Annotated in this window: 21 protein-coding genes and 1 tRNA gene; 12 read left to right on the plus strand and 10 right to left on the minus strand. The window is 63.4% G+C overall.

Annotated elements, in window-relative coordinates:
* Positions 1 to 19: 19 nt before the first annotated feature.
* The 3 genes from BMY84_RS15165 to BMY84_RS15175 form a co-directional block, all read right to left on the minus strand.
* Positions 20 to 832, minus strand: coding sequence for an IS5 family transposase (locus BMY84_RS15165; RefSeq protein WP_093085202.1), 813 nt, complete (start codon positions 830 to 832; stop codon positions 20 to 22).
* 126 nt (positions 833 to 958) lie between these two features.
* On the minus strand, positions 959 to 2218 hold the full coding sequence (locus BMY84_RS15170) for a M24 family metallopeptidase (RefSeq protein WP_093084961.1): 1260 nt from the start codon (positions 2216 to 2218) through the stop codon (positions 959 to 961).
* Positions 2205 to 2831, minus strand: coding sequence for a glutathione S-transferase family protein (locus tag BMY84_RS15175; protein ID WP_093084962.1), 627 nt, complete (start codon positions 2829 to 2831; stop codon positions 2205 to 2207). Before BMY84_RS15175 ends, BMY84_RS15170 begins: the two co-directional genes overlap by 14 nt.
* Before the next feature lie 220 nt (positions 2832 to 3051).
* Between BMY84_RS15175 and BMY84_RS29745 the strand changes: the two genes are divergently transcribed.
* The gene (locus BMY84_RS29745; RefSeq protein ID WP_256215278.1) at positions 3052 to 3285 is read left to right on the plus strand and encodes an IS110 family transposase; all 234 of its coding nucleotides are present in this window, start codon (positions 3052 to 3054) and stop codon (positions 3283 to 3285) included.
* Positions 3286 to 3475: 190 nt separating this feature from the next.
* Here the strand turns inward: BMY84_RS29745 and BMY84_RS15185 are convergent, their stop codons facing one another.
* Positions 3476 to 3772 (minus strand): chorismate mutase, encoded by a 297-nt coding sequence (locus BMY84_RS15185; RefSeq protein WP_093084964.1) that lies wholly within the window; start codon positions 3770 to 3772, stop codon positions 3476 to 3478.
* Between the two features lie 244 nt (positions 3773 to 4016).
* Between BMY84_RS15185 and rpsD the strand changes: the two genes are divergently transcribed.
* On the plus strand, positions 4017 to 4631 hold the full coding sequence (rpsD, locus tag BMY84_RS15190; RefSeq protein ID WP_093084966.1) for a 30S ribosomal protein S4: 615 nt from the start codon (positions 4017 to 4019) through the stop codon (positions 4629 to 4631).
* 63 nt (positions 4632 to 4694) lie between these two features.
* Here rpsD and BMY84_RS15195 read toward each other — a convergent pair whose 3' ends face one another.
* Together BMY84_RS15195 and BMY84_RS29750 are read right to left on the minus strand one after the other, a co-directional pair.
* Positions 4695 to 6635 carry a S9 family peptidase gene (locus BMY84_RS15195; RefSeq protein WP_256215264.1) on the minus strand — a complete coding sequence of 647 codons (1941 nt, stop codon included), beginning with the start codon at positions 6633 to 6635 and terminating at the stop codon, positions 4695 to 4697.
* A 32-nt stretch (positions 6636 to 6667) separates the two neighbouring features.
* Positions 6668 to 6829, minus strand: coding sequence for a hypothetical protein (locus BMY84_RS29750; RefSeq protein ID WP_177204036.1), 162 nt, complete (start codon positions 6827 to 6829; stop codon positions 6668 to 6670).
* On the opposite strand from BMY84_RS29750, the gene BMY84_RS15200 reads away from it, so the two are divergent.
* Both BMY84_RS15200 and BMY84_RS15205 read left to right on the plus strand, forming a co-directional pair.
* Complete coding sequence (locus BMY84_RS15200; protein WP_093084969.1) at positions 6807 to 8474, plus strand: M28 family metallopeptidase; 1668 nt, start codon at positions 6807 to 6809, stop codon at positions 8472 to 8474. The two genes, BMY84_RS29750 and BMY84_RS15200, sit on opposite strands and share 23 nt — an antisense overlap.
* A 92-nt stretch (positions 8475 to 8566) precedes the next feature.
* Complete coding sequence (locus tag BMY84_RS15205) at positions 8567 to 8938, plus strand: hypothetical protein (protein ID WP_093084970.1); 372 nt, start codon at positions 8567 to 8569, stop codon at positions 8936 to 8938.
* Positions 8939 to 8942: 4 nt separating this feature from the next.
* Here BMY84_RS15205 and BMY84_RS15210 read toward each other — a convergent pair whose 3' ends face one another.
* Positions 8943 to 9404, minus strand: a complete 462-nt coding sequence (locus BMY84_RS15210; RefSeq protein ID WP_093084972.1) for a DUF6265 family protein — start codon at positions 9402 to 9404, stop codon at positions 8943 to 8945.
* A gap of 185 nt (positions 9405 to 9589) precedes the next feature.
* On the opposite strand from BMY84_RS15210, the gene BMY84_RS15215 reads away from it, so the two are divergent.
* The 8 genes from BMY84_RS15215 (at position 9590) to BMY84_RS15250 (ending at position 14000) form a co-directional block, all read left to right on the plus strand.
* A complete protein-coding gene (locus BMY84_RS15215) occupies positions 9590 to 10579 on the plus strand; it encodes an agmatine deiminase family protein (RefSeq protein WP_093084973.1) in 990 nt (329 codons plus the stop codon).
* Complete coding sequence (locus BMY84_RS15220; protein ID WP_256215266.1) at positions 10546 to 11031, plus strand: DUF2501 domain-containing protein; 486 nt, start codon at positions 10546 to 10548, stop codon at positions 11029 to 11031. The genes BMY84_RS15215 and BMY84_RS15220 overlap by 34 nt, the downstream gene beginning before the upstream one ends.
* A 97-nt stretch (positions 11032 to 11128) precedes the next feature.
* A complete protein-coding gene (gene aguB, locus BMY84_RS15225; protein ID WP_093084975.1) occupies positions 11129 to 11977 on the plus strand; it encodes an N-carbamoylputrescine amidase in 849 nt (282 codons plus the stop codon).
* 2 nt (positions 11978 to 11979) lie between these two features.
* Entirely contained in the window at positions 11980 to 12366 is a 387-nt protein-coding gene (locus tag BMY84_RS15230) for a DUF1801 domain-containing protein (RefSeq protein ID WP_093084976.1), read from the plus strand.
* The gene (locus BMY84_RS15235; RefSeq protein WP_093084978.1) at positions 12363 to 12638 is read left to right on the plus strand and encodes a hypothetical protein; all 276 of its coding nucleotides are present in this window, start codon (positions 12363 to 12365) and stop codon (positions 12636 to 12638) included. The genes BMY84_RS15230 and BMY84_RS15235 overlap by 4 nt, the downstream gene beginning before the upstream one ends.
* A gap of 108 nt (positions 12639 to 12746) precedes the next feature.
* Positions 12747 to 13250 (plus strand): 2-amino-4-hydroxy-6-hydroxymethyldihydropteridine diphosphokinase, encoded by a 504-nt coding sequence (gene folK / locus BMY84_RS15240; protein ID WP_256215267.1) that lies wholly within the window; start codon positions 12747 to 12749, stop codon positions 13248 to 13250.
* A gap of 43 nt (positions 13251 to 13293) precedes the next feature.
* Positions 13294 to 13369 (plus strand) — tRNA-Lys (locus BMY84_RS15245).
* 61 nt (positions 13370 to 13430) lie between these two features.
* Positions 13431 to 14000 carry an NUDIX domain-containing protein gene (locus BMY84_RS15250; protein WP_093084981.1) on the plus strand — a complete coding sequence of 190 codons (570 nt, stop codon included), beginning with the start codon at positions 13431 to 13433 and terminating at the stop codon, positions 13998 to 14000.
* Here BMY84_RS15250 and glgX read toward each other — a convergent pair.
* From glgX to glgC, 3 genes are read right to left on the minus strand one after another with little or no spacing between them, the layout of a single operon-like run.
* Positions 13981 to 15855: a glycogen debranching protein GlgX gene (gene glgX / locus BMY84_RS15255; protein WP_093084983.1), complete on the minus strand. Its 1875-nt coding sequence runs from the start codon at positions 15853 to 15855 to the stop codon at positions 13981 to 13983. The genes BMY84_RS15250 and glgX overlap by 20 nt on opposite strands.
* On the minus strand, positions 15852 to 17300 hold the full coding sequence (gene glgA, locus BMY84_RS15260) for a glycogen synthase GlgA (RefSeq protein ID WP_093084984.1): 1449 nt from the start codon (positions 17298 to 17300) through the stop codon (positions 15852 to 15854). The genes glgX and glgA overlap by 4 nt, the downstream gene beginning before the upstream one ends.
* A gap of 8 nt (positions 17301 to 17308) precedes the next feature.
* Entirely contained in the window at positions 17309 to 18568 is a 1260-nt protein-coding gene (gene glgC, locus BMY84_RS15265) for a glucose-1-phosphate adenylyltransferase (protein ID WP_093084986.1), read from the minus strand.
* Between the last annotated feature and the right edge of the window lie 42 nt (positions 18569 to 18610).

Below are 18610 nucleotides of genomic sequence, written 5' to 3' on the forward strand. Positions count from 1 at the left end.
TAAGAGCCTGTCTTGAATCTCATGCGTAACGAGCGATACGCCTGATGAGGATGATTGCAGCGGCGGCATAAAGCAGGGCATTTGCGGATTTGATGGTTCGCTCGAAGTCCTTGGCCAAGCGGCGGTTCCGGTTGAGCCATGCGAAGGTCCGTTCGACCACCCATCGTCTGGGATGGACGACGAACCCGGTCTGATCGGCGAATTTGCGGACGATCTCTATAGTGATGGCGGTAGCATCCCGGACGCGATCGCTGTTGTAGGCGCTGTCTGCATAGGCGTGCTCGACCAAGGGGTGTCGCTGGCGTGACTGCCTGAGCAAAGGCACTGCGCCGTCACGGTCCTGCACATCAGCGCCATGGACCAGCAGTTCAAGCGCGCGGCCATCGGTATCGACCATGGCATGGCGCTTGCGGCCCATGATTTTCTTGCCTGCGTCATAGCCGCGCGGTCCACCTGCTTCGGTGGTCTTCACGCTCTGGCTGTCGATGGCCGCCGCCGATGGCATCGGTTCTCGCCCTGATCGGACGCGGTCCATCTGAACGAGATGGTGGTTGAGACTTTCGAATATCCCATCGTCACGTAGAGTGCAGAACCACCGGTAAACTGTGCGCCATGGCGGAAAGCTGTCAGGCAAAAGCCGCCACGGACATCCTGCCCGCAGCAAATAGAAAATGGCCTCGATGATCTCCCGCATCGGCCAACGCCGTCGCCGCCCACGTTGGCATGGTGCTGGCAAATACGGCTCGATCAAATGCCATTCCGCGTCTGTAAGATCGCTTCCATAACGAAGCTGCGCGCGACTATGATGCGCGCGGGCGGTCGGGTTCCACATGATGGCTTCCAAGGTTGGTGTCGCAACCCCTCGGAATCATATCGAAACTCGGCCGTCCACCGTTGCGTTAGCGTTCCGACACAGCCTCTAAGCGGGCGCGGTCCCCCTCCCCGGTCCGGGGAGGAATTACCCAATCGGCTCTTCAATCGACACCGGCGGCACGGAGAACCATTTCGCCCCCTGCGCGGTCATGTGGAAGCAATCCTCCATCCGCACGCCCATAGTGCCGGGGAGATACAGGCCCGGCTCGTTGGAGAAGCACATGCCGACGTCCAGCTTCGTTGCCTCGCCATGGACCAAGTTGACCGGTTCATGTCCTTCCATGCCGATGCCATGGCCGGTGCGGTGTGACAGGCCGGGCAGCGCATAGCCGGGGCCATAACCCTGCTTCTCATAATAGCCACGCACCGCGTCATCGACCGAACCGGCAGGCGCGCCGAGTTTCGCGGCGGCGAAGGCGATCTTTTGCCCTTGCGACACGTCGTTCCAGACCTTGCGCTGCTGCGCGCTGGGGGCCGCGCCATAGACGAAGGTGCGGCTGATGTCGGATTGATAATCCTCGACCGTGCAGCCGCAGTCCATCAGCACCACTTCGCCCGCGCGCACCGCCTGCGGCTTGCCGGAGCCATGCGGATAGGCAGCGGCTTCGCCCAGCAGGATCAGGTTGAACTCCACCTGCCCGCCCAGTTGCTTTGTTGCGGCGCTCATCAGCGCGCCGATATCGGTCGGGGTCATGCCGACCTTCACTTGGGGGTAGGTCCAGCGATAGGCGGCCATGGTGACGTCGGCGGCCGTCTGCATCAGCGCGATTTCGGCCGCCGTCTTGCGCATGCGAATGGCGCGGGTGACGGGGTCTTTCACAAGGCTTGCGGCGGGCAGCGTGGCCTTGAGGCCATCGACCGCGAAATAGCGGACGGTTTCCTCGATGCCGATGCGCCCCTTGGCCAGTCCCTTCGCGGTCAGATAATCGGCGATCGGCGCATAGGGGCTTTCATGCTCCTGCCAGACGCGGACTTCGGCGGGGATGGCGAGCGATTCGTCGATCGAGGGTTTCTCGAAGAAGGGGCAGACGACCAGAGGCGTGCCGCTCGCCGGGATGACCAGCGCGGTCAGGCGTTCGGAGCGCCACCAGCGGATGCCGCTATAATAGATGAGGCTGGCGCCCGGCTCGACCAGCAGCGCGTCGATGCCCTGCGCCTGCATCATCTTCTGTGCGCGGGCAACGCGATCGGCGCGCTCGACCTTGCCGATCGGCGTGACGCCGCCGGTCAGGGATTTGAGCGCCTCGCCTGCCTTGTCCTGCGCGAACAGGCGAGGGCTTATCAGCGACGTGGCAAGGCCGGCGGCGGCATAGCGCAGCAGGGTGCGGCGATCAGGCGTAGGCATAACGTCCCCCGGTTTTCAGCGCGGCCTGATAGGCGGGCCGCGCATGCATCTCTTCCAGCCAGCGAATCAGATGCGGACGGCTGCTGTCAAGGCCGCCGCGGGCGCGCGATGCTTCCAGTGGAAAGCTCATCATCATGTCGGCGGCGGTGAAGGCGTCGCCAGCAAAATAGCGCCGCGTCGCCAGTTCGCCTTCCAGCCAGTCGAGATGATCGTCCAGCATGCGCTGCACCGTCGGGCGCGCGGGGCGGCCAAGCAGGCCCAGCTTGCCGACGACGAGCAGCGCCAGCAGCGGCGGCATCATCGATCCTTCGGCATAATGGAGGAATTGACGATAGAGGATGGCGCCCTGCGCGTCGGCGGGCGGACCGAAGCGATTGCCGGACCGGGCGACCAGATGTTCCATGATCGCGCCCGTCTCGATCAGGCGATGGCCGTCCACCTCCACCACCGGGGAGCGGCCGAGCGGATGGATCGCCCGAAGCGATGCCGGCGCGCGCATCGTCTTGCGGTCGCGCTCATAGCGGCGGACCTCATAGGGCTCGCCCAGTTCCTCCAGCAGCCAGAGAATGCGTTGCGACCGGCTATTGTTCAGATGATGGACGATGATGGTCATGATGGCTCCCATGCTGCCCGCCGGTGAGGGCGTAACGCAGCACAGCGACCACCACAATGTCCGTTCGCCTGCAGCCTCGTTAGCTAGAGATTATTCTGGCTGTAAAGGTTGGGATGGCCGTGCCACCGCGGCGCGAACGGTTTGCCCATTGAGCGTATACCCAAGCCGAACTCTCGCGGCTGATCGAAGATTGACAGTCAAGCAAATCGACCCCGTCGTGATGGCGGCCAGCAGACGCTATCAGCGCCCCTGTGTGGCTATGCTGGCAGCGGCTTGCATTGATGTCGCCGTCGTCAATCCGCGACAGATACGACGCTTTGCCGGAGCCCTTGACAGGCTCGCCAAGACTGATTCCATCGACGCTGCACTCATCACGCACGTGCCAGACCGGGAACCATCAGTCGCCGTCATCTTGCAGCTCTCTCTGCGGCCCGCATCAACCCAAGCCTCATAAACTTCTACCAGCGCATCAGAGACAAGGTAAAAACACCCAAAGCCGCTCTCATCGCAGACGCCAGAAAACTCCTCACCATTCTCAATGCTGTCGCCAAAATCTCCATCACCCCCAGTTGAAGCAAACACAATCGCAGCCGATGGGCGCTGCGCAAGGGTTCTCGACAGGCTCGAACTGAACGGATCCAGTTCTATCCCCGCGTCCGGTCATATTCCGCCATCTCATAGGCGATCGATGCTTCGACCAGTTGCTCCCACAGGTCGGCGATCACCGCGCCGGGGGCGCCGATCCGTTCCGCCTCCGCCCGCGCCTGATCGATCACCTGCGCCTTGCGCGCTTCGTCCCGCACGGCGCTGCGGTCGGGCTTGATCCGGGCGGCGGCGCGCATATGGGCGAAGCGCTGGCCGAGCAGCGCGACGATCTGCCGGTCGAGTTCATCGACGCCTGCGCGCACCTGTGCCATGCTGGTATAAGTATCTGGGTTCATGGCCGCCGGATTTAAGCATCCGCGCCATGCCTGTCGAGGCCCAGTCCATGCTTGACATATCCCCGTCACATGGCCATAGGCGCGCCTTCGCGATTGGCCCCACATCCCGGTGAAGTGGTGGCCCTGTCCCTGAAATATGGAAACAGGCGATGACCGGGAAGCTTTCGCCCTCCGCCTCTGCGGACTTCCGGTCCATCGGATCAGGAGGGCGGATAACGTAATATGCAGTTGTAAGGAATTACCTATGTCGAAGCGCTCCAGCGCCAAGTATAAGATCGACCGTCGCATGGGCGAGAATATTTGGGGTCGCCCCAAGTCGCCCGTCAACAAGCGCGAATATGGTCCCGGTCAGCACGGCCAGCGCCGCAAGGGCAAGATGTCGGACTACGGCATCCAGCTGCGCGCCAAGCAGAAGCTGAAGGGCTATTACGGCGACATCACCGAAAAGCAGTTCAAGAAGAACTATTTCGAAGCCAGCCGCATGAAGGGCGACACCGGCCAGAACCTGATCGGTCTGCTGGAACGCCGCCTGGACGCCGTCGTGTACCGCGCCAAGTTCGCGCCGACCATCTTCTCGGCGCGTCAGATCGTTTCGCACGGCCACATCTATGTGAACGGCGTGAAGTGCAACATCGCCTCGCGTCTGGTGAAGCCGGGCGATGAAATCACCCTGGGCAAGAAGGCGCAGGAAATGGCGCTGGTTCTCGAAGCGCAGAGCCTGCCCGAGCGTGACATCCCCGACTATGTGTCGCCGGACGGCGCCGCCAAGATCACTTATGTCCGCGTTCCGACGCTGGACGAAGTGCCCTACCCGGTGAAGATGGAACCGAATCTGGTCGTCGAATTCTATTCGCGCTAATCGGTCCTCCCGGACAGAATATGGAAGAGGGCGGCCCCGCAAGGGACCGCCCTTTTTCTTTGGCTATCGCTTGAGCGCCCGTTCCAGCAGCGCTGCGCTCTTCGTCAACATTTCGATACGGGCCTGACTATCTTCCAGATAATGGTCCAACCCGTCGAAAACCACCAGTTCGGAAGACTTGCCGGCCTGCGCCAGGCGATCCTGCATCAAGCGCGACTGCTGAACGCCGACATTCAGATCCTGCGTTCCGTGAAACAGCAGGACAGGCGCATTGATCGCGTCAGCATGGCGTGCGGGGGACGCCTCGGCAATGTGCGGACCGGTGCCAATAAAGTCGCTGGTCTGGCGGAAGTCACTCCATCCCCGCCGCTCCTCTCGCACCCGGTCCAGATCCGTCACCGGCGCTATCGCAATAACCGCCTTGAACAGGTCCGGCTCCGTCACTGCCGATTGAAGCGCAGCATAGCCGCCATAGGACCAGCCGATGATTGCCAACTTGTTGGCGCTGGCGATCCCCTGCTTCACCAACCAGCGACCGCCATCGTCGACATCGCCGATCGCGGTACGCCAGCTCTTGAACCCGTTTTGCTGGAACCAGCTTTCACCATAGCCGGTCGACCCACGGAAATTGGGCTGCAACACGGCATAGCCCTGCGATGCAAAATATTGCACCATCCAGGCGAACCCCCATTCATCGCGGGCGCCGGGGCCACCATGCGGCATAACGATCGCCGGCAGGCCCTTCCCCGTCCCCTTTGGCGGCAAGGTGAGATAGGCCGGGATCTGTGTGCCATCTGCTGCCGCATAGGTGATATGCTGCATGGGCGCCAGGGCGACACCATCCAGCGGCGGGCGACTGGATGCCACAGGCGCCATCTGGCTGGTCGCGCGGTCAAGCAGGAAATAACTGCCCGGATCGACATCGCTGCCAGCCCAGATCAGCAGTTTTTTCTCGTCACGACTGGAATCGACGACCCGCACATTGGGTTGCCCCGACAAGGCAGATGACAGCGATTTGGCCAGCTTTGCGATTGCCGGGTCGAAGTAGGAGGCGCCACGCCGATCGGTCACATAGCTGACCCCGATCGGCCGCTTGTTTCGCCCAATGGTTATGAAGCCGTCCACATCGACCTGATCATGGGCAAAGAGCAGCGTTTCTACAGCGCCCTCGTCCAAAGCTCTGGAATAGGCGGCCAGGCGCCCGTCCTTGCGCTTGAAGCCATAAGCGAGATTTTGACCGGCATCGACAAGACTTGGATCGAAGCCTTCATCGCCCTTCATCACGATGCTTAACGGCTTCCAACCACCTCCATCGACAGGCCGATAATAATAGCGTCGCTCATCCTTGTCATATCCGGTGGCGTCGATAGTTCGTGTCCCCATGACACGGACATTGCCCAGACCATCGGCGATATATTCGCGGGCATTGACCTTTGGCGGTTCGACCGGCCGAGCGCGCAGGGTCAAGCTGTCCACATCATCGACGCCCAACCCCTCCTTTGTCTGAGCATTGCGTGTCCCGATGGTCGTTTCGGGGATATAGTTGCGCATCATCAGCACATGCCCCTCATTGCCCGGCGCCAAACCGATCACGGCGCCGCCAGACAGGCTGACCCCCCGCGACCGCAGGCTGTCCCCGCCAGGCGTATTGAGCAATTTCACATTGCCGCCATCGGCATTCACCGCGACGATGCGGCTGACCCGGACCAGTTCAGTCCCGCCCAGGGTGCTCATGCCATAAACCGTGCATAACAGGCGCGTATCGCTGGCCCACTGACATCCCGCCAGCCGATCCGGCTTGCCATCAACCGCCAATATCCGTTTTGTCTGTAATTCGCCGCTCCCCCGCAGGTCTGCGACATAAAGGCCCGCGCCCTGACCGGTCAGCGGTTGCACGAAAGCGACCCAATTACCATCGGGAGACAGGCTGGCCTGCTCAATCTCTTCGCGCGCGCCGAACCGCGCCGCCATGTCGTCAGCCGCTCTCGCCACACCCGCAGTCATAGCCAGAGCCGTAACTCCGCCAAGCCAAGGACTTATCCCGTATCGCAACATCCACCCCCGTAAATAGTGACCGGTGCATTCATGCCGAAGAGGAAGAAAAGCGCAAGATTCTTGCCCCCCTCTTCGCACGGTGGCATCACCTGCGCATTCGTAAAATAAGGGAATCCTTCCATGCGCAGTTCCATCGCGGCCATCGCCGCCATCCTTGTCCTGTCCGCGCCAGCGGTCGCGGGCGCAGCGCCCGCCAAATCCACCGCGAGGGGCGCCACGCCATCGGTCGACACGATGAAGCGGCTGGTGCAGGAACTGTCCTCCGACGCCTATGAGGGCCGCGCGCCCGGTACGGCGGGTGAAGAAAAGACGCTCGCCCTGCTGTCCGCCGAATTTGCGAAACTGGGCCTCAAGCCGGGCAACAAGGGCAGTTGGTTCCAGGATGTGCCGCTGGTCGAAATCACCGCGAAGAATGTCTCGGCGCTCAGCTTCACCGGCGGCAAGGCGCCCGTCTCCGCCGCCTATGGCCCGGAAATGGTGATCGGCACCTATCGCACCACGGAAAAACATATCGAGGTGAAGGACAGCCCGGTCGTCTTCGTCGGCTATGGCATCAACGCCCCGGAAAAGGGCTGGAACGACTATGCCGGGCTGGACGTGAAGGGCAAGACGGTCGTCATTCTGGTCAACGATCCCGATTATGAAACGCAGGGGCTGACCGGCCCGTTCAACGGCCGCGCCATGACCTATTATGGCCGCTGGACTTACAAATATGAGGAAGCCGCGCGGCAGGGCGCAACCGCCGCGATCATCATTCACGACACCGTGCCCGCCGCCTATGGCTGGAACGTCGTGCAGTCGAGCTGGACCGGGGCGCAGCATGTCGCCGACAGCGCCGACGGCAATGCCGGACAGAGCCAGGCCATCGGCTGGATGCAGAAGGACAAGGCCGCCGCCCTCTTCGCCAGCGCCGGACTGGACCTCGACGCCCAGATGACCGCTGCCAAGCAGCCCGGCTTCAAGGCCGTGCCGCTGACCGGCGTGACCGCCAACATTTCCTTCGACAATGACCTGCGCAAGCACAGCTCGAAGAATGTCGTCGCCCTGCTGCCCGGCAAGACGCGGCCTGACGAATATGTCCTCTACAGCGCGCATTGGGATCATCTGGGCCATTGCGAAGCCGCGCCCGACGGCGATGATATCTGCAATGGCGCGGTCGACAACGCCACCGGCACCGCCGCACTGGTCGCCCTCGCTCAGGCCAATGTGAAGGCCGGCCCGACCGATCGCAGCCAGGTGTTCCTGGCCGTCACCGGCGAGGAATCGGGCCTGCTGGGCTCCGACTATTATGGCAAGAACCCGATCTTCCCGTTCAGCAAGACCGTGGGCGGCGTGAACATGGATGCCCTGTCCGTCGCTGGCCTTGCCAAGAATGTCGTGGTCATCGGCAAGGGCAAGTCGCAGTTGGACGCCTATCTCGACCGCGCGCTCGCCGCACAGGGCCGCGTCGCCACGCTCGAACCGACCCCGGAAAAGGGCTATTATTACCGCTCCGACCATTTCAGCTTCGCCAAGCACGGCCTGCCGATGCTCTATTTCGAGGGCGGCGAGGATCTGGTGAAGGGCGGCACCGCCGCTGGCATGGCCGCCGCGGAGGATTATACCGAACATCGCTATCATGGTCCCAAGGACGAATATGATCCCAATTGGGACTGGACCGGCATCTCCGCCGACCTGAAACTTTATTATGATGTAGGCCGCGCGCTGGCGACGACAACCGACTGGCCCAACTGGGTAGATGGCGATGAATTCCGCGCCATCCGCGACAAGGATCGGGCCGGACAATAAGCCATTGGCCGGCGGCGGGGCATCCGCCGCCGGTCGGTTCACTGCTGGTTCAGTCCGCGCATTTCATGCTGCCTCGCCTTGATGGGAGCCTGATGATGCGCAATCCTGCCCTTCTGCTCATACCCATGATGATCAGCGGCAGCGCCATGGCCCAGATCGCGCCGGGATCACCGCCACGCGATACGCCCGGTCCCGTCACGGTCCGGCTGGAGCCCAGCGTCAGCGGCACCTATGAACTGGAGCAGGCCCGCAAGGATATTCGCAAGGCGCGCAAGAACGGCGCGCTCGACCGGAAGGAAGCCCGCCAGTTGCGCCGCGAAGCCGATCGCGCGCAGGCGCTGGCGGATCGTAGCGGCCGCGATGGCCTCAGCTATAGCGAACAGCGCGAACTGGACATGCAGGGGCTTGCACTCCAGAGCCTGGCGCAAGGGCAACGCGCACAGAGCGGCGCCAAGCAACCTTGACCGCTCACTGCCCGGTAGGAGTTGCCGGCGAATAAGTCCAGTTCTGCGCCCCGCTACCATCCATTTTCGACGTCTCGGCCATCAGCAGCCGCCCTTCCCGCCAATAACGAATGCGCTGCGGATAATCATGGTCCGGATTGGCGAAAGTGATATCGCGAACGCCCTGCTCCACAGCAGGAAAGACCGTCGCAGCACCGCCTTCGGGCGCACCATGGAAGGTCAGCGATCCATCCGCCGCCCGCACGATCCGCATCACTTCCCAGGACCGCAGGCTTTCGCCCCGCCCGGTCCGCCCGACGCCGATCATCGTGCCGCCGCGCGGCAGGGTCCAGACTTCCTCGCTCCACCGGTCGCCATTTTGCTGCTGCCATTCGCCGGTCAGCCAGTCCGGCAGTTCGCCCGCCCATACGCCCGATGACAGCGCCAGCATGCAGGCGGCGGCGATGGCGGAAACTCTCATCTTCATGGCTTTCGCCCTCTGTCCACATGCGATCCGGCACGCTATGGAGCGCGCGACATCTCCGCACTTTGCGGATCGGCCTTAAAGCATCGCGCGGAAAAGTGGGAACCGGTTTTCCGCTTTTAGCGATGCGATAACAGATATTTGGGGCGTGCGCCTGCTGCACGCGCCAGCGAGCAAGGATAAAAGCCATGACTTTCCGCATGCCCGCCGAATGGGCGCCGCACGACTGGACCTGGATCGGCTTTCCGACCAACCCCGCCGAATGGCCCGGCGCCTTCGATGGCGCGCGGCAGCAGATCGCCGATTTCGCCAGTGCCCTCCACGCCGATGGCAAGGGGGAGGAGGTCCGCCTCGTCGTCGCCAATGAGGAGGATGCCGTCGCCGCCCGCGCATTGGTTGCAGCAGGTGTCACCATCGCTGTCCACAAGCTGGGCGACGTCTGGCTGCGCGACACCGCGCCGATCGCCGTGCTGAATGGCGCAGAGGAACGCGCGCTGGTGGACTTCGACTTCAACGGCTGGGGTGGCATATATCAGATGCCCGGCGATGAGGATATCGGCGCGCGCCTCGCCGCGACGACCGGCTTTGCCACCTCGACCCAGCATTGGGTGCTGGAGGGCGGCGCGATCGACACCGACGGCACCGGCCTGTTCGTCAGCACCGAACAATGTCTGCTGAACCCCAACCGCAATCCGGACCTCGATCGCGGCAAGATCGAAACCCTGCTCGCCGGTAGTCTTGGCCTGTCCGACATGCTGTGGCTGGGCGATGGCCTGCTCAACGATCATACCGATGGCCATGTCGACAATCTCGCCCGCTTCCTGGCCCCCGGCAAGCTGGGCCTGCCGATCGCGACCACGGATGACGATCCCAACGCCGCCATCTATGCCGACGCCCGCGCCCGCGCGAAGGCCCATGGCGTCGAGGTGATCGATATCCCATCGCCCGGCCTTGTCGTGGTGGACGGTGAAGCGATCCCGGCCAGCTACATGAATTTCTATGTCGGCAATGCCGCCGTCATCGTACCCATCTATGGCCAGCCCAATGATCAGGCTGCGCTCGACGCCTTCCGCCCCTTCTTCCCCGACCGGGAGATTGTAGGATTGCGCAGCGACGCCATATTGTCGGGCGGCGGCAGCTTCCATTGTTGCAGCCAGCAGATGCCCTCGCTGGTCTGAGCCTGTTGCGCACCGGCGCGGATGGGATCAGTCTGCATATCGACCCGGCGGGACTCGCCGGGCAGGGAGAAGAACCGATGATCCGCATGTCCCTTCGCGCCGCCCTGACCCTGGCCATCCTGACCGGCGCGTCCGCGTCCTCAGCCCAATTGTCCGGCCTGGGCGGCATGCTGGGCGGCGGACTGCCCAATATCGCCTCGGTCGGCGCGGGCAATGCGGCGGGCGTGCTCAGCTATTGCATGAAGAACAAGCTGGTGAACGCCACCAGCGCCAGTTCGATATTGGGCAAGCTGACCGGCAAGCCCGGCGTCAAGGAATCAAGCGGCTTCAAGCTGGGTCAGCAAGGCACGATCAAGACCGACGGCAGCGCCTTTTCGCTGGGCGGCCTGAAAGCCAAGGCCAAGACCAAGGCCTGCGACATGGTCCTCAACCACACCACATCGCTGCTGTGATCCGAACCGATGATATCAAGGCCGGTGGCATGCCCGGCCGACATTCCCTATAGGGCGCCCAGTCCCCCCGCCCCTATTCCCCGCCATGGAGTGAAGAATGACTCGCGTGACCGTCGCCGCCCTGCAACTCGCCTTTTCCGACGACAGGGCCGATAATATCGCCAAGGTTGCGGATCATGTGCGCAAGGCCGCCATGCGCGGGGCGAAGATCATCCTGCCGCCCGAACTGTTCGAAGGCCCCTATTTCTGCCGGGTCGAGGATGAAGCGCTGTTCGAAGGCGCCCTGCCGACCGACGAGCATCCCGCCGTGCTGGAGATGCGCAAGCTGGCGAAGGAACTGGGCGTCTATATCCCGACCAGCTTCTTCGAACGCGACGGCCATCATTATTACAACTCGCTCGCCATGATCGATGACGAAGGCGAGATTATGGGCGTCTATCGCAAGAGCCACATTCCCGACGGTCCGGGCTATGAGGAAAAATATTATTTCCGCCCCGGCAATAGCGGGTTCAAGGTGTGGAAGACCAAATATGGCACCATCGGCGTCGGCATCTGCTGGGACCAATGGTATCCTGAAACCGCCCGCTGCATGGCGCTGATGGGCGCAGAAATGCTGCTTTACCCGACCGCCATCGGCTCCGAACCCTATGATGCGGACCTCGACACCAGCCGCATGTGGCGCCGCGCGATGATCGGCCATGCCGTCAGCAACTGCATGCCGGTGATCGCCGCCAACCGTATCGGGGACGAAGACGGCCAGAAATTTTATGGCCACAGCTTCATCAGCGACGAATGGGGCGATTATCTGGCCGATGCCGACGCGAAGGACAATGGCGCCCTCGTCGCCACGCTCGACCTTGCCAAGGCAAAGATCCACCGCGCCGGCATGGGCTTCTTCCGCGACCGCCGTCCGGACCTCTACGGCCGCATCGCGCAGGATATCTGACCATGACGGACAGCCCCTCCGCCCTCATCGACGCGCGCATCGCCGCGCTCGGCGACTGGCGGGGGGAGATGCTGGCGCAGGTCCGCGCCCTTATCCACCGTGCGATCTCCGATGTGGTCGAAACATGGAAATGGCGCGGCGTACCCGTCTGGGAGAAGGGCGGCATCCTGTGCACCGGCGAAAGCTACAAGAGCGTGGTAAAACTGACCTTCGCCAAGGGCGCAGCTCTCGATGACCCGGCTGGCCTGTTCAACGCCAGCCTCGACGGCAATGTCCGCCGCGCCATCGACTTGCACGAAGGCGACATAATCGACGAAGCCGCCTTCATCATCCTGATCCAGGCCGCGGCAGCCCTGAATGCCGCCAAACCCCGAAAGACCCGCAATTGACCACCGAAGAAGACCCGATCATCGCCGAAGAAGCCATCGTTGAAGATGCGACCGTGGAAGAGGCCGCTGTTGAAGCCCATCCAGACCTCAGCCGCCCGCAAAAGCGGATGCTCAAGCGCCTCTACAACGCCCGCACCGTCCCGATCCTGGTCGATGATCGCGCTTTCCTGACCTATCGCGATGCCGCGCGCTATCTCCTGTCGCTGCCCGCCGAGCCGCGCGAGGCCGCCTATGCCGTCATGAAGGCGCATGTCAAAGACAAGGCCCGATAGAGCTGGCATGACATTTTCTACAGCGTCATTGCGAGCGCAGCGAAGTAATCCAACAGCGCGCCCGTGGATTGCTTCGCTGCGCTCGCAATGACGAAACGGATCGACTTGGTGCCCGGACAGACGCCGCCCTCCCATCTCTACGCGCTGGCGCTGGGGTCAAACCGCCCGCTGTCCGCACGCCGCACGCCACCGCGCCTGCTGGCCGAAGCGGTCGCGCTGATCGGGGGGCAGGCGCGGGTGCTGGCCGTATCGCCCACAATCCCGACGCCCCCGCTCGGCCCCTCGACCCGCATCTTCGCCAATGGCGCGCTGCTGGTGGAAAGCGCGCTGCCGCCGCCCGCCATGCTCGCCTTCCTCCAGTCGGTCGAAAACAGACTCGGTCGTCGCCGTCATCGCCGCTGGGGCGCGCGCAGCATCGATATCGACATCATCCTCTGGTCGGGCGGCATCTGGCGCAGTCGCACCCTCTCCATTCCCCACGCAGCCTGCCGCTCACGCGCCTTCGTGCTGGCCCCTTTGCTGGCAGTGGCGCCCGACTGGCGCGATCCCCGGACCGGCCTTACCGTCCGCCATCTTCACGCGCGCTTACAAAAAGGCAAACGCCAAGGTTGACCATCCGCCCCGCCGCCATTAGGGCGACCTCCACCGCACGGAAGGGTCCATAGCTCAGTCGGTAGAGCAACTGACTTTTAATCAGTAGGTCGCTGGTTCGAACCCAGCTGGACTCACCACTTCCACCATTGGCGCGGCATCGCCATCCCGCTAGGCAAGTAGGAACAGCGGAGGTTCCTCATGACCGTCATCCTCACCACCCGGCCCCTTTATCAGGGCTGGCTCAACCTGTTGATGGTCGACATGTGCGCCGCCAATGGCGATCTGTTCGAACGCCATGTGGTAGAAATGAACCGCGCGGTCGCGGTGCTGCCCTATGATGCGGAGCGCCGCATGGCCCTCACCGTATCGATGCCGCGCACGCCCGTCATGCTCGCGGGCCTGCCCGACATGATGGAGGCGATCGCCGGCATATTGGAGGATGAACCGGCCGACTGCGCCCGGCGCGAAGCGCTGGAGGAAGCGGGCGTGCAACTGGGCGACATGATCCATCTCGGCCAGATCTGGAGCATCCCCAGCGTCGTCACCGAAAAGATCGACTATTTCCTCGCGGAATATAGCGCCGGCGACCGCATCGCCGCAGGCGGCGGGCTGGACGAAGAGCAGGAAAATATCACCGTCCATGAACTGCCACTGGACCAGCTATGGACGATGTTCGCCCAGAAACAGATCAATGATGGGAAACTCGCCATCCTGCTGATGGCACTGCGGCTGCGACGGCCAGAGCTGTTCAGCGTTCCGGTCGCCTGATCCCGATCGATCGCGCTGCCACTTCCAGAACATCGCCGTCGGGCAGGTGAAAGAGACAAGGCGCGCCATCGCCATTCACGCATAGCGTCAGCCCGCTCTCCCGATAGCGCAACGACAGCCGACGCCGCCCCGGCTCTTCCCACTGCCCGATGCGCATCGGCTGCCCCGCTTCATCCAGCCAGTCGACATCACCGTCCTTCAACATGGCAATATCGCGCAATTCCGGCGCCTCCGCCCGCAACGCAGCAAGGGCGAAGCTATGCGCCTCCAACGCCCGGTCGCGCCCTTCCCAATCGATCCAGCTAATCGCATTATCCTGCGCATAGGCATTATTATTGCCCTGTTGGCTCCGCCCAAACTCGTCCCCCGCCGTCAGCATGATCGCCCCGCGCGAACAGAAGAGCGTGGAGAGCAACGCCATAACATCGCGCTGCCGCCCCGCCAGCACCGCCACATCGTCGCTCGCCCCCTCGACACCTCCATTCCAGCTAAAATTCTCGCCATGGCCATCGCGATTATCTTCGCCATTGGCATGATTATGCCGCTGCTCAAAGGCCGTCAGGTCGGCCAGCGTAAAGCCATCATGCGCCGCCAGAAAATTGACGCTGCGGCTCACCCCGGCGCCGAATATGTCCGACGATCCGGTCAATCGCGTGGCCAGCGCGCCGATCGTCCCCGCGCCCCCGCGCCAGAAGCGCCGCATATCGTCCCGATAGCGGTCATTCCATTCCAGCCAGCCGTCGCCGAACCGCCCGAGCTGATAGCCGCCCGGCCCGATATCCCATGGCTCGGCGATCATGATCCGGTCCGCCAGCACGGGATCGGCCCGCATCTCCTGCAACAGCGGCGCGGCCGGATCGAAACCGTCCGCCATCCGCCCCAGCGCCGGCCCCAGATCGAAGCGGAAGCCATCCACCCCGGCCTGCGTCACGAAATGCCGTAGCGAATCCAGGATCAGGCGACGCACCACCACATGATTGCAGGCGATGCTATTGCCTGTCCCCGTATCATTGATCAGCCGTCCGTCCGGCTCGTGCCGAAAATAGCTGCGCGCATCCAGCCCGCGCAGCGACAGCGTCGGCCCCAGCGCGTCGCTTTCCCCGTCATGATTATAGACCATGTCCAGTATCACGCCGATCCCGGCATCGTGCAGCGCCGCGACCGTCGTCCGCAACTCCGCCAGCCCGCCGGGCGCCAGACGCGGGTCCAGCGCGAAATAATTGACCGGATTATAGCCCCAGGCGTTGCTCAGCCCCAGCGGCCCCAGATGCCGTTCATCGATCCAGGCATTGATCGGCATCAGTTCGATCGCCGAGACATGCAGCCGCTTCAAATGCGCGATCACCGATGGATGGGCCAGCGCAGCGATCGTCCCGCGCTGCGCCTCCGGCACATCCGGGTGCAGCATGGTGAAGCCACGCACCTGCACTTCATAGATCAGCCCCCCCGGATAGAAGCACGGCGGCGCGGCCTCCACCGGCGGCAAAGTCGCCGTCACTATGCCTCTGGGCATCAGCGCGGCGGTATCGCACCCTTGCCCGCGCGGCGCGGCCAGCGCAGGATCATAGCGGAACGGCCGGTCGATCGCCTGCGCATAGGGATCGATCAGCAACTTGTCGGGATCGAACCATAGGCCCGACGCAGGATCATAGGGGCCATCGGCGCGCAGCCCATAGCGCGTCCCCACGCCCGCCCCCGCCACTTCCAGATGCCAGCACCCATCACTGTCCCGCAGCATCGGCAGGCGGTTTTCGCGCCCCGCCGCGTCGAACAGACAAAGCCATAGCTGCGTCGCATCGGGCGACCAGACCGAAAAGCGCGTCCCGCCCTCACTGACCACCGGCCCCAATGTCACGCCGCCTCCGCGATCAGCGATCGATAAAGCGCGGCGTAGCGGGCCGCGCTGTGCGTCCAGCTCACATCCGCGCGCATCCCCGCGCGCTGCATCGCCTGCCAGGCCGCCTTGTCGCGATACAGGTCCACCGCCCGGTTGATCGCCCCGTGCAGCGCCAGCGGATCGGACGGGGTGAAGACCAGCCCGGTCGCCGCCCCGGCCGCCACCGCCGCCTCATTGGCGTCGATCACCGTATCGGCCAGCCCGCCAACCCGTGCCACCACCGGCACACAGCCATAGCGCAGACCATAAAGCTGAGTCAGGCCGCACGGTTCGAAACGGGACGGGATCAGGATCGCGTCCCCGCCCGCCTGCAACAGATGCGACAGCGGCTCGTCATAGCCGATCTGCACGCCGATCCGTCCGCGATGCCGGTCCGCCGCGCCCAGCAACGCGCCTTCCAGCGGATGGTCGCCCGATCCCAGCACCGCCAATTTCGCACCAGCGGCAACCAGATGATCCAGCGCCTCGACCATCAGGTCCATGCCCTTCTGCCAGGTCAGGCGGCTCACGATGATGAAGATCGGCGCATCATCGGCATCCAGATCGAACCGCCGCTCCAGCGCCCGCCGGTTCACCGCCCGTGCCGCCAGCGCCCGCGCGCTATAGGGCCTGGCGATCAATGGATCGGCCGCCGGGTTCCAGATATCGGTATCGACGCCGTTCAATATTCCGTGCAGCCGGTCGACCCGCCCGTTGATCAGCCCATCCAGTCCCATGCCATGCACCGAAGACCGGATTTCCTGCGCATAGGTCGGGCTGACCGTGGTGATCGCCTCGGCCGACACCAGACCCGCCTTCAGATAGCCGATGCCCCCATAATATTCGACACCATCCACGCCCCAGGCTTCGGGCGGCAGCCCCAGCCGGGGGAAGATGTCCGCCGAAAACCGCCCCTGAAAGGCCAGATTATGGATCGTCACCACCTTGGGCACCGACGCCGCCGGGCCAAAGCGCATATAGGCGGCGGTCATCGCCGCCTGCCAGTCATGCACATGGACGATATCGGGGCGCCATCCCTTCAACGCGCCTTCGGCTATGTCCGCGCCCACCCGTGACAGCGCGGCGAAACGGCGCCAGTTATCGGCCCAGTCATTGCCGCCATGATCGCCATAGGGGCCACCCTCGCGCGTAAAATATTCCGGCGCATCCAGCACCAGCAAGTCCAGCCCGTCGACCTCCCCCGCCAGCACCGTGGCCGACGCCCCGAACAGATCGTCATAGCGGCGCACGACCTTCGTCTTGCCCAGCTTTGCCATGACGGCGGGATAGCCCGGCACCAATGTCCTTGCCGCCACGCCCTGCCCGGCCAGCGCACCCGGCAGCGCCCCGGCCACATCGGCCAGCCCCCCGGTCTTGATCAGCGGATAGATTTCGGACGCGACCGACAGCAGCTTGATCGTCATGGGTCGGGTCAGGCCGCCAGCCGATCGATCATCGCCTGCGTCACCAGACAGATGCCACTTTCGGTGCGACGGAAACGCTGTGCATCATGGTCTGGATTTTCGCCGATGATCAGGCCCGACGGGATGATGATGCCCGAATCCACCACGCATTTATGCAGCCGTGCGCCGCGCCCGATCTCGCAATTGGGCATGATCACGCTTTCCGTAACGGACGAAAAGCTGTGCGTGCGCACACCCGAAAAGAGCAGGCTGCGATGCAGCGAAGACCCCGACACGATACAGCCGCCCGCCACCAGAGAGGATGTCGCCGATCCGCGCCGGCCATCCTCATTATGCACGAACTTGGCCGGCGGCGTGACCTCCGAATAGGTCCAGAGCGGCCAGCTACGGTCATACAGGTCAAGGCTCGGCACCACATCGGTCAGGTCGATATTCGCCTGCCAATAGGCATCGATCGTGCCGACATCGCGCCAATAGGGCACCAGCTCGCTTTCGGCCCGCACGCAGCTGCTCGAAAAGCGATGCGCCACCGCTTTGCCATGCTTGACGATATAGGGGATGATATCCCCGCCAAAATCGCGCTTGCTGGTCGGATCATCCGCATCGCGCAGCAATTGCTCGATCAGGAAGCGGGTGCGGAACACATAAATGCCCATCGACGCCAGCGCCATGTCGGGCTGACCCGGTATGGCCGGCGGGTTCTTGGGCTTTTCGACGAAGGCGGTGATGACGTCCGCTTCATCGACATGCATCACGCCAAAGCCCACCGCTTCCTTACGCGGCACTTCCAGACAGCCCACGGTCACGTCCGCGCCGCTGTCCACATGCTGCTGGAGCATCAGTTCATAATCCATCTTGTACACATGGTCGCCCGCCAGAATGACCATATATTCCGGCGCATAGCTTTCGATGATGTCGATATTCTGGAACACGGCGTCGGCCGTGCCTTCATACCACTGGCTTTCGGAAATACGCTGGCTCGCGGGCAGGATATCGAAACTCTCGTTGCGTTCGGGCCGCAGGAAATTCCAGCCGCGCTGCAAATGGCGGATCAGCGAATGCGCCTTATATTGCGTCGCCACGCCGATGCGGCGGATGCCGCTGTTCAGCGCATTGGACAGGGCAAAATCGATGATCCGCGCCTTGCCGCCAAAATGCACGGCGGGCTTGGCGCGCTTGTCCGTCAGTTCCGACAGGCGGCTGCCGCGCCCTCCCGCCAGGACATAGGCCATGGCATCGCGCGCGATCGGCTGATATTTGGTCTGCACTACTGGGCCTCTCCTCACTTTGCCCGCGTTTCGCCTGCACGC

The organism is Sphingobium sp. AP50, assembly GCF_900109095.1.
Taxonomy (GTDB): Bacteria; Pseudomonadota; Alphaproteobacteria; order Sphingomonadales; family Sphingomonadaceae; genus Sphingobium.

What these genes read in the sequence shown, in the direction of transcription:
- BMY84_RS15175 (WP_093084962.1), bottom strand. Translation starts at nt 2,831, where the DNA reads ATGACCATCATCGTCCATCATCTGAACAATAGCCGGTCGCAACGCATT.
- aguB (WP_093084975.1), top strand. Translation starts at nt 11,129, where the DNA reads ATGACTCGCGTGACCGTCGCCGCCCTGCAACTCGCCTTTTCCGACGAC.
- BMY84_RS15170 (WP_093084961.1), bottom strand. Translation starts at nt 2,218, where the DNA reads ATGCCTACGCCTGATCGCCGCACCCTGCTGCGCTATGCCGCCGCCGGC.
- BMY84_RS15195 (WP_256215264.1), bottom strand. Translation starts at nt 6,635, where the DNA reads ATGACTGCGGGTGTGGCGAGAGCGGCTGACGACATGGCGGCGCGGTTC.
- BMY84_RS15215 (WP_093084973.1), top strand. Translation starts at nt 9,590, where the DNA reads ATGACTTTCCGCATGCCCGCCGAATGGGCGCCGCACGACTGGACCTGG.
- BMY84_RS15200 (WP_093084969.1), top strand. Translation starts at nt 6,807, where the DNA reads ATGCGCAGTTCCATCGCGGCCATCGCCGCCATCCTTGTCCTGTCCGCG.
- BMY84_RS29745 (WP_256215278.1), top strand. Translation starts at nt 3,052, where the DNA reads ATGGCGGCCAGCAGACGCTATCAGCGCCCCTGTGTGGCTATGCTGGCA.
- BMY84_RS15165 (WP_093085202.1), bottom strand. Translation starts at nt 832, where the DNA reads ATGTGGAACCCGACCGCCCGCGCGCATCATAGTCGCGCGCAGCTTCGT.
- BMY84_RS15230 (WP_093084976.1), top strand. Translation starts at nt 11,980, where the DNA reads ATGACGGACAGCCCCTCCGCCCTCATCGACGCGCGCATCGCCGCGCTC.
- BMY84_RS15210 (WP_093084972.1), bottom strand. Translation starts at nt 9,404, where the DNA reads ATGAAGATGAGAGTTTCCGCCATCGCCGCCGCCTGCATGCTGGCGCTG.
- BMY84_RS15185 (WP_093084964.1), bottom strand. Translation starts at nt 3,772, where the DNA reads ATGAACCCAGATACTTATACCAGCATGGCACAGGTGCGCGCAGGCGTC.
- glgA (WP_093084984.1), bottom strand. Translation starts at nt 17,300, where the DNA reads ATGACGATCAAGCTGCTGTCGGTCGCGTCCGAAATCTATCCGCTGATC.
- BMY84_RS15205 (WP_093084970.1), top strand. Translation starts at nt 8,567, where the DNA reads ATGATGCGCAATCCTGCCCTTCTGCTCATACCCATGATGATCAGCGGC.
- BMY84_RS15250 (WP_093084981.1), top strand. Translation starts at nt 13,431, where the DNA reads ATGACCGTCATCCTCACCACCCGGCCCCTTTATCAGGGCTGGCTCAAC.
- rpsD (WP_093084966.1), top strand. Translation starts at nt 4,017, where the DNA reads ATGTCGAAGCGCTCCAGCGCCAAGTATAAGATCGACCGTCGCATGGGC.
- BMY84_RS29750 (WP_177204036.1), bottom strand. Translation starts at nt 6,829, where the DNA reads ATGGCCGCGATGGAACTGCGCATGGAAGGATTCCCTTATTTTACGAAT.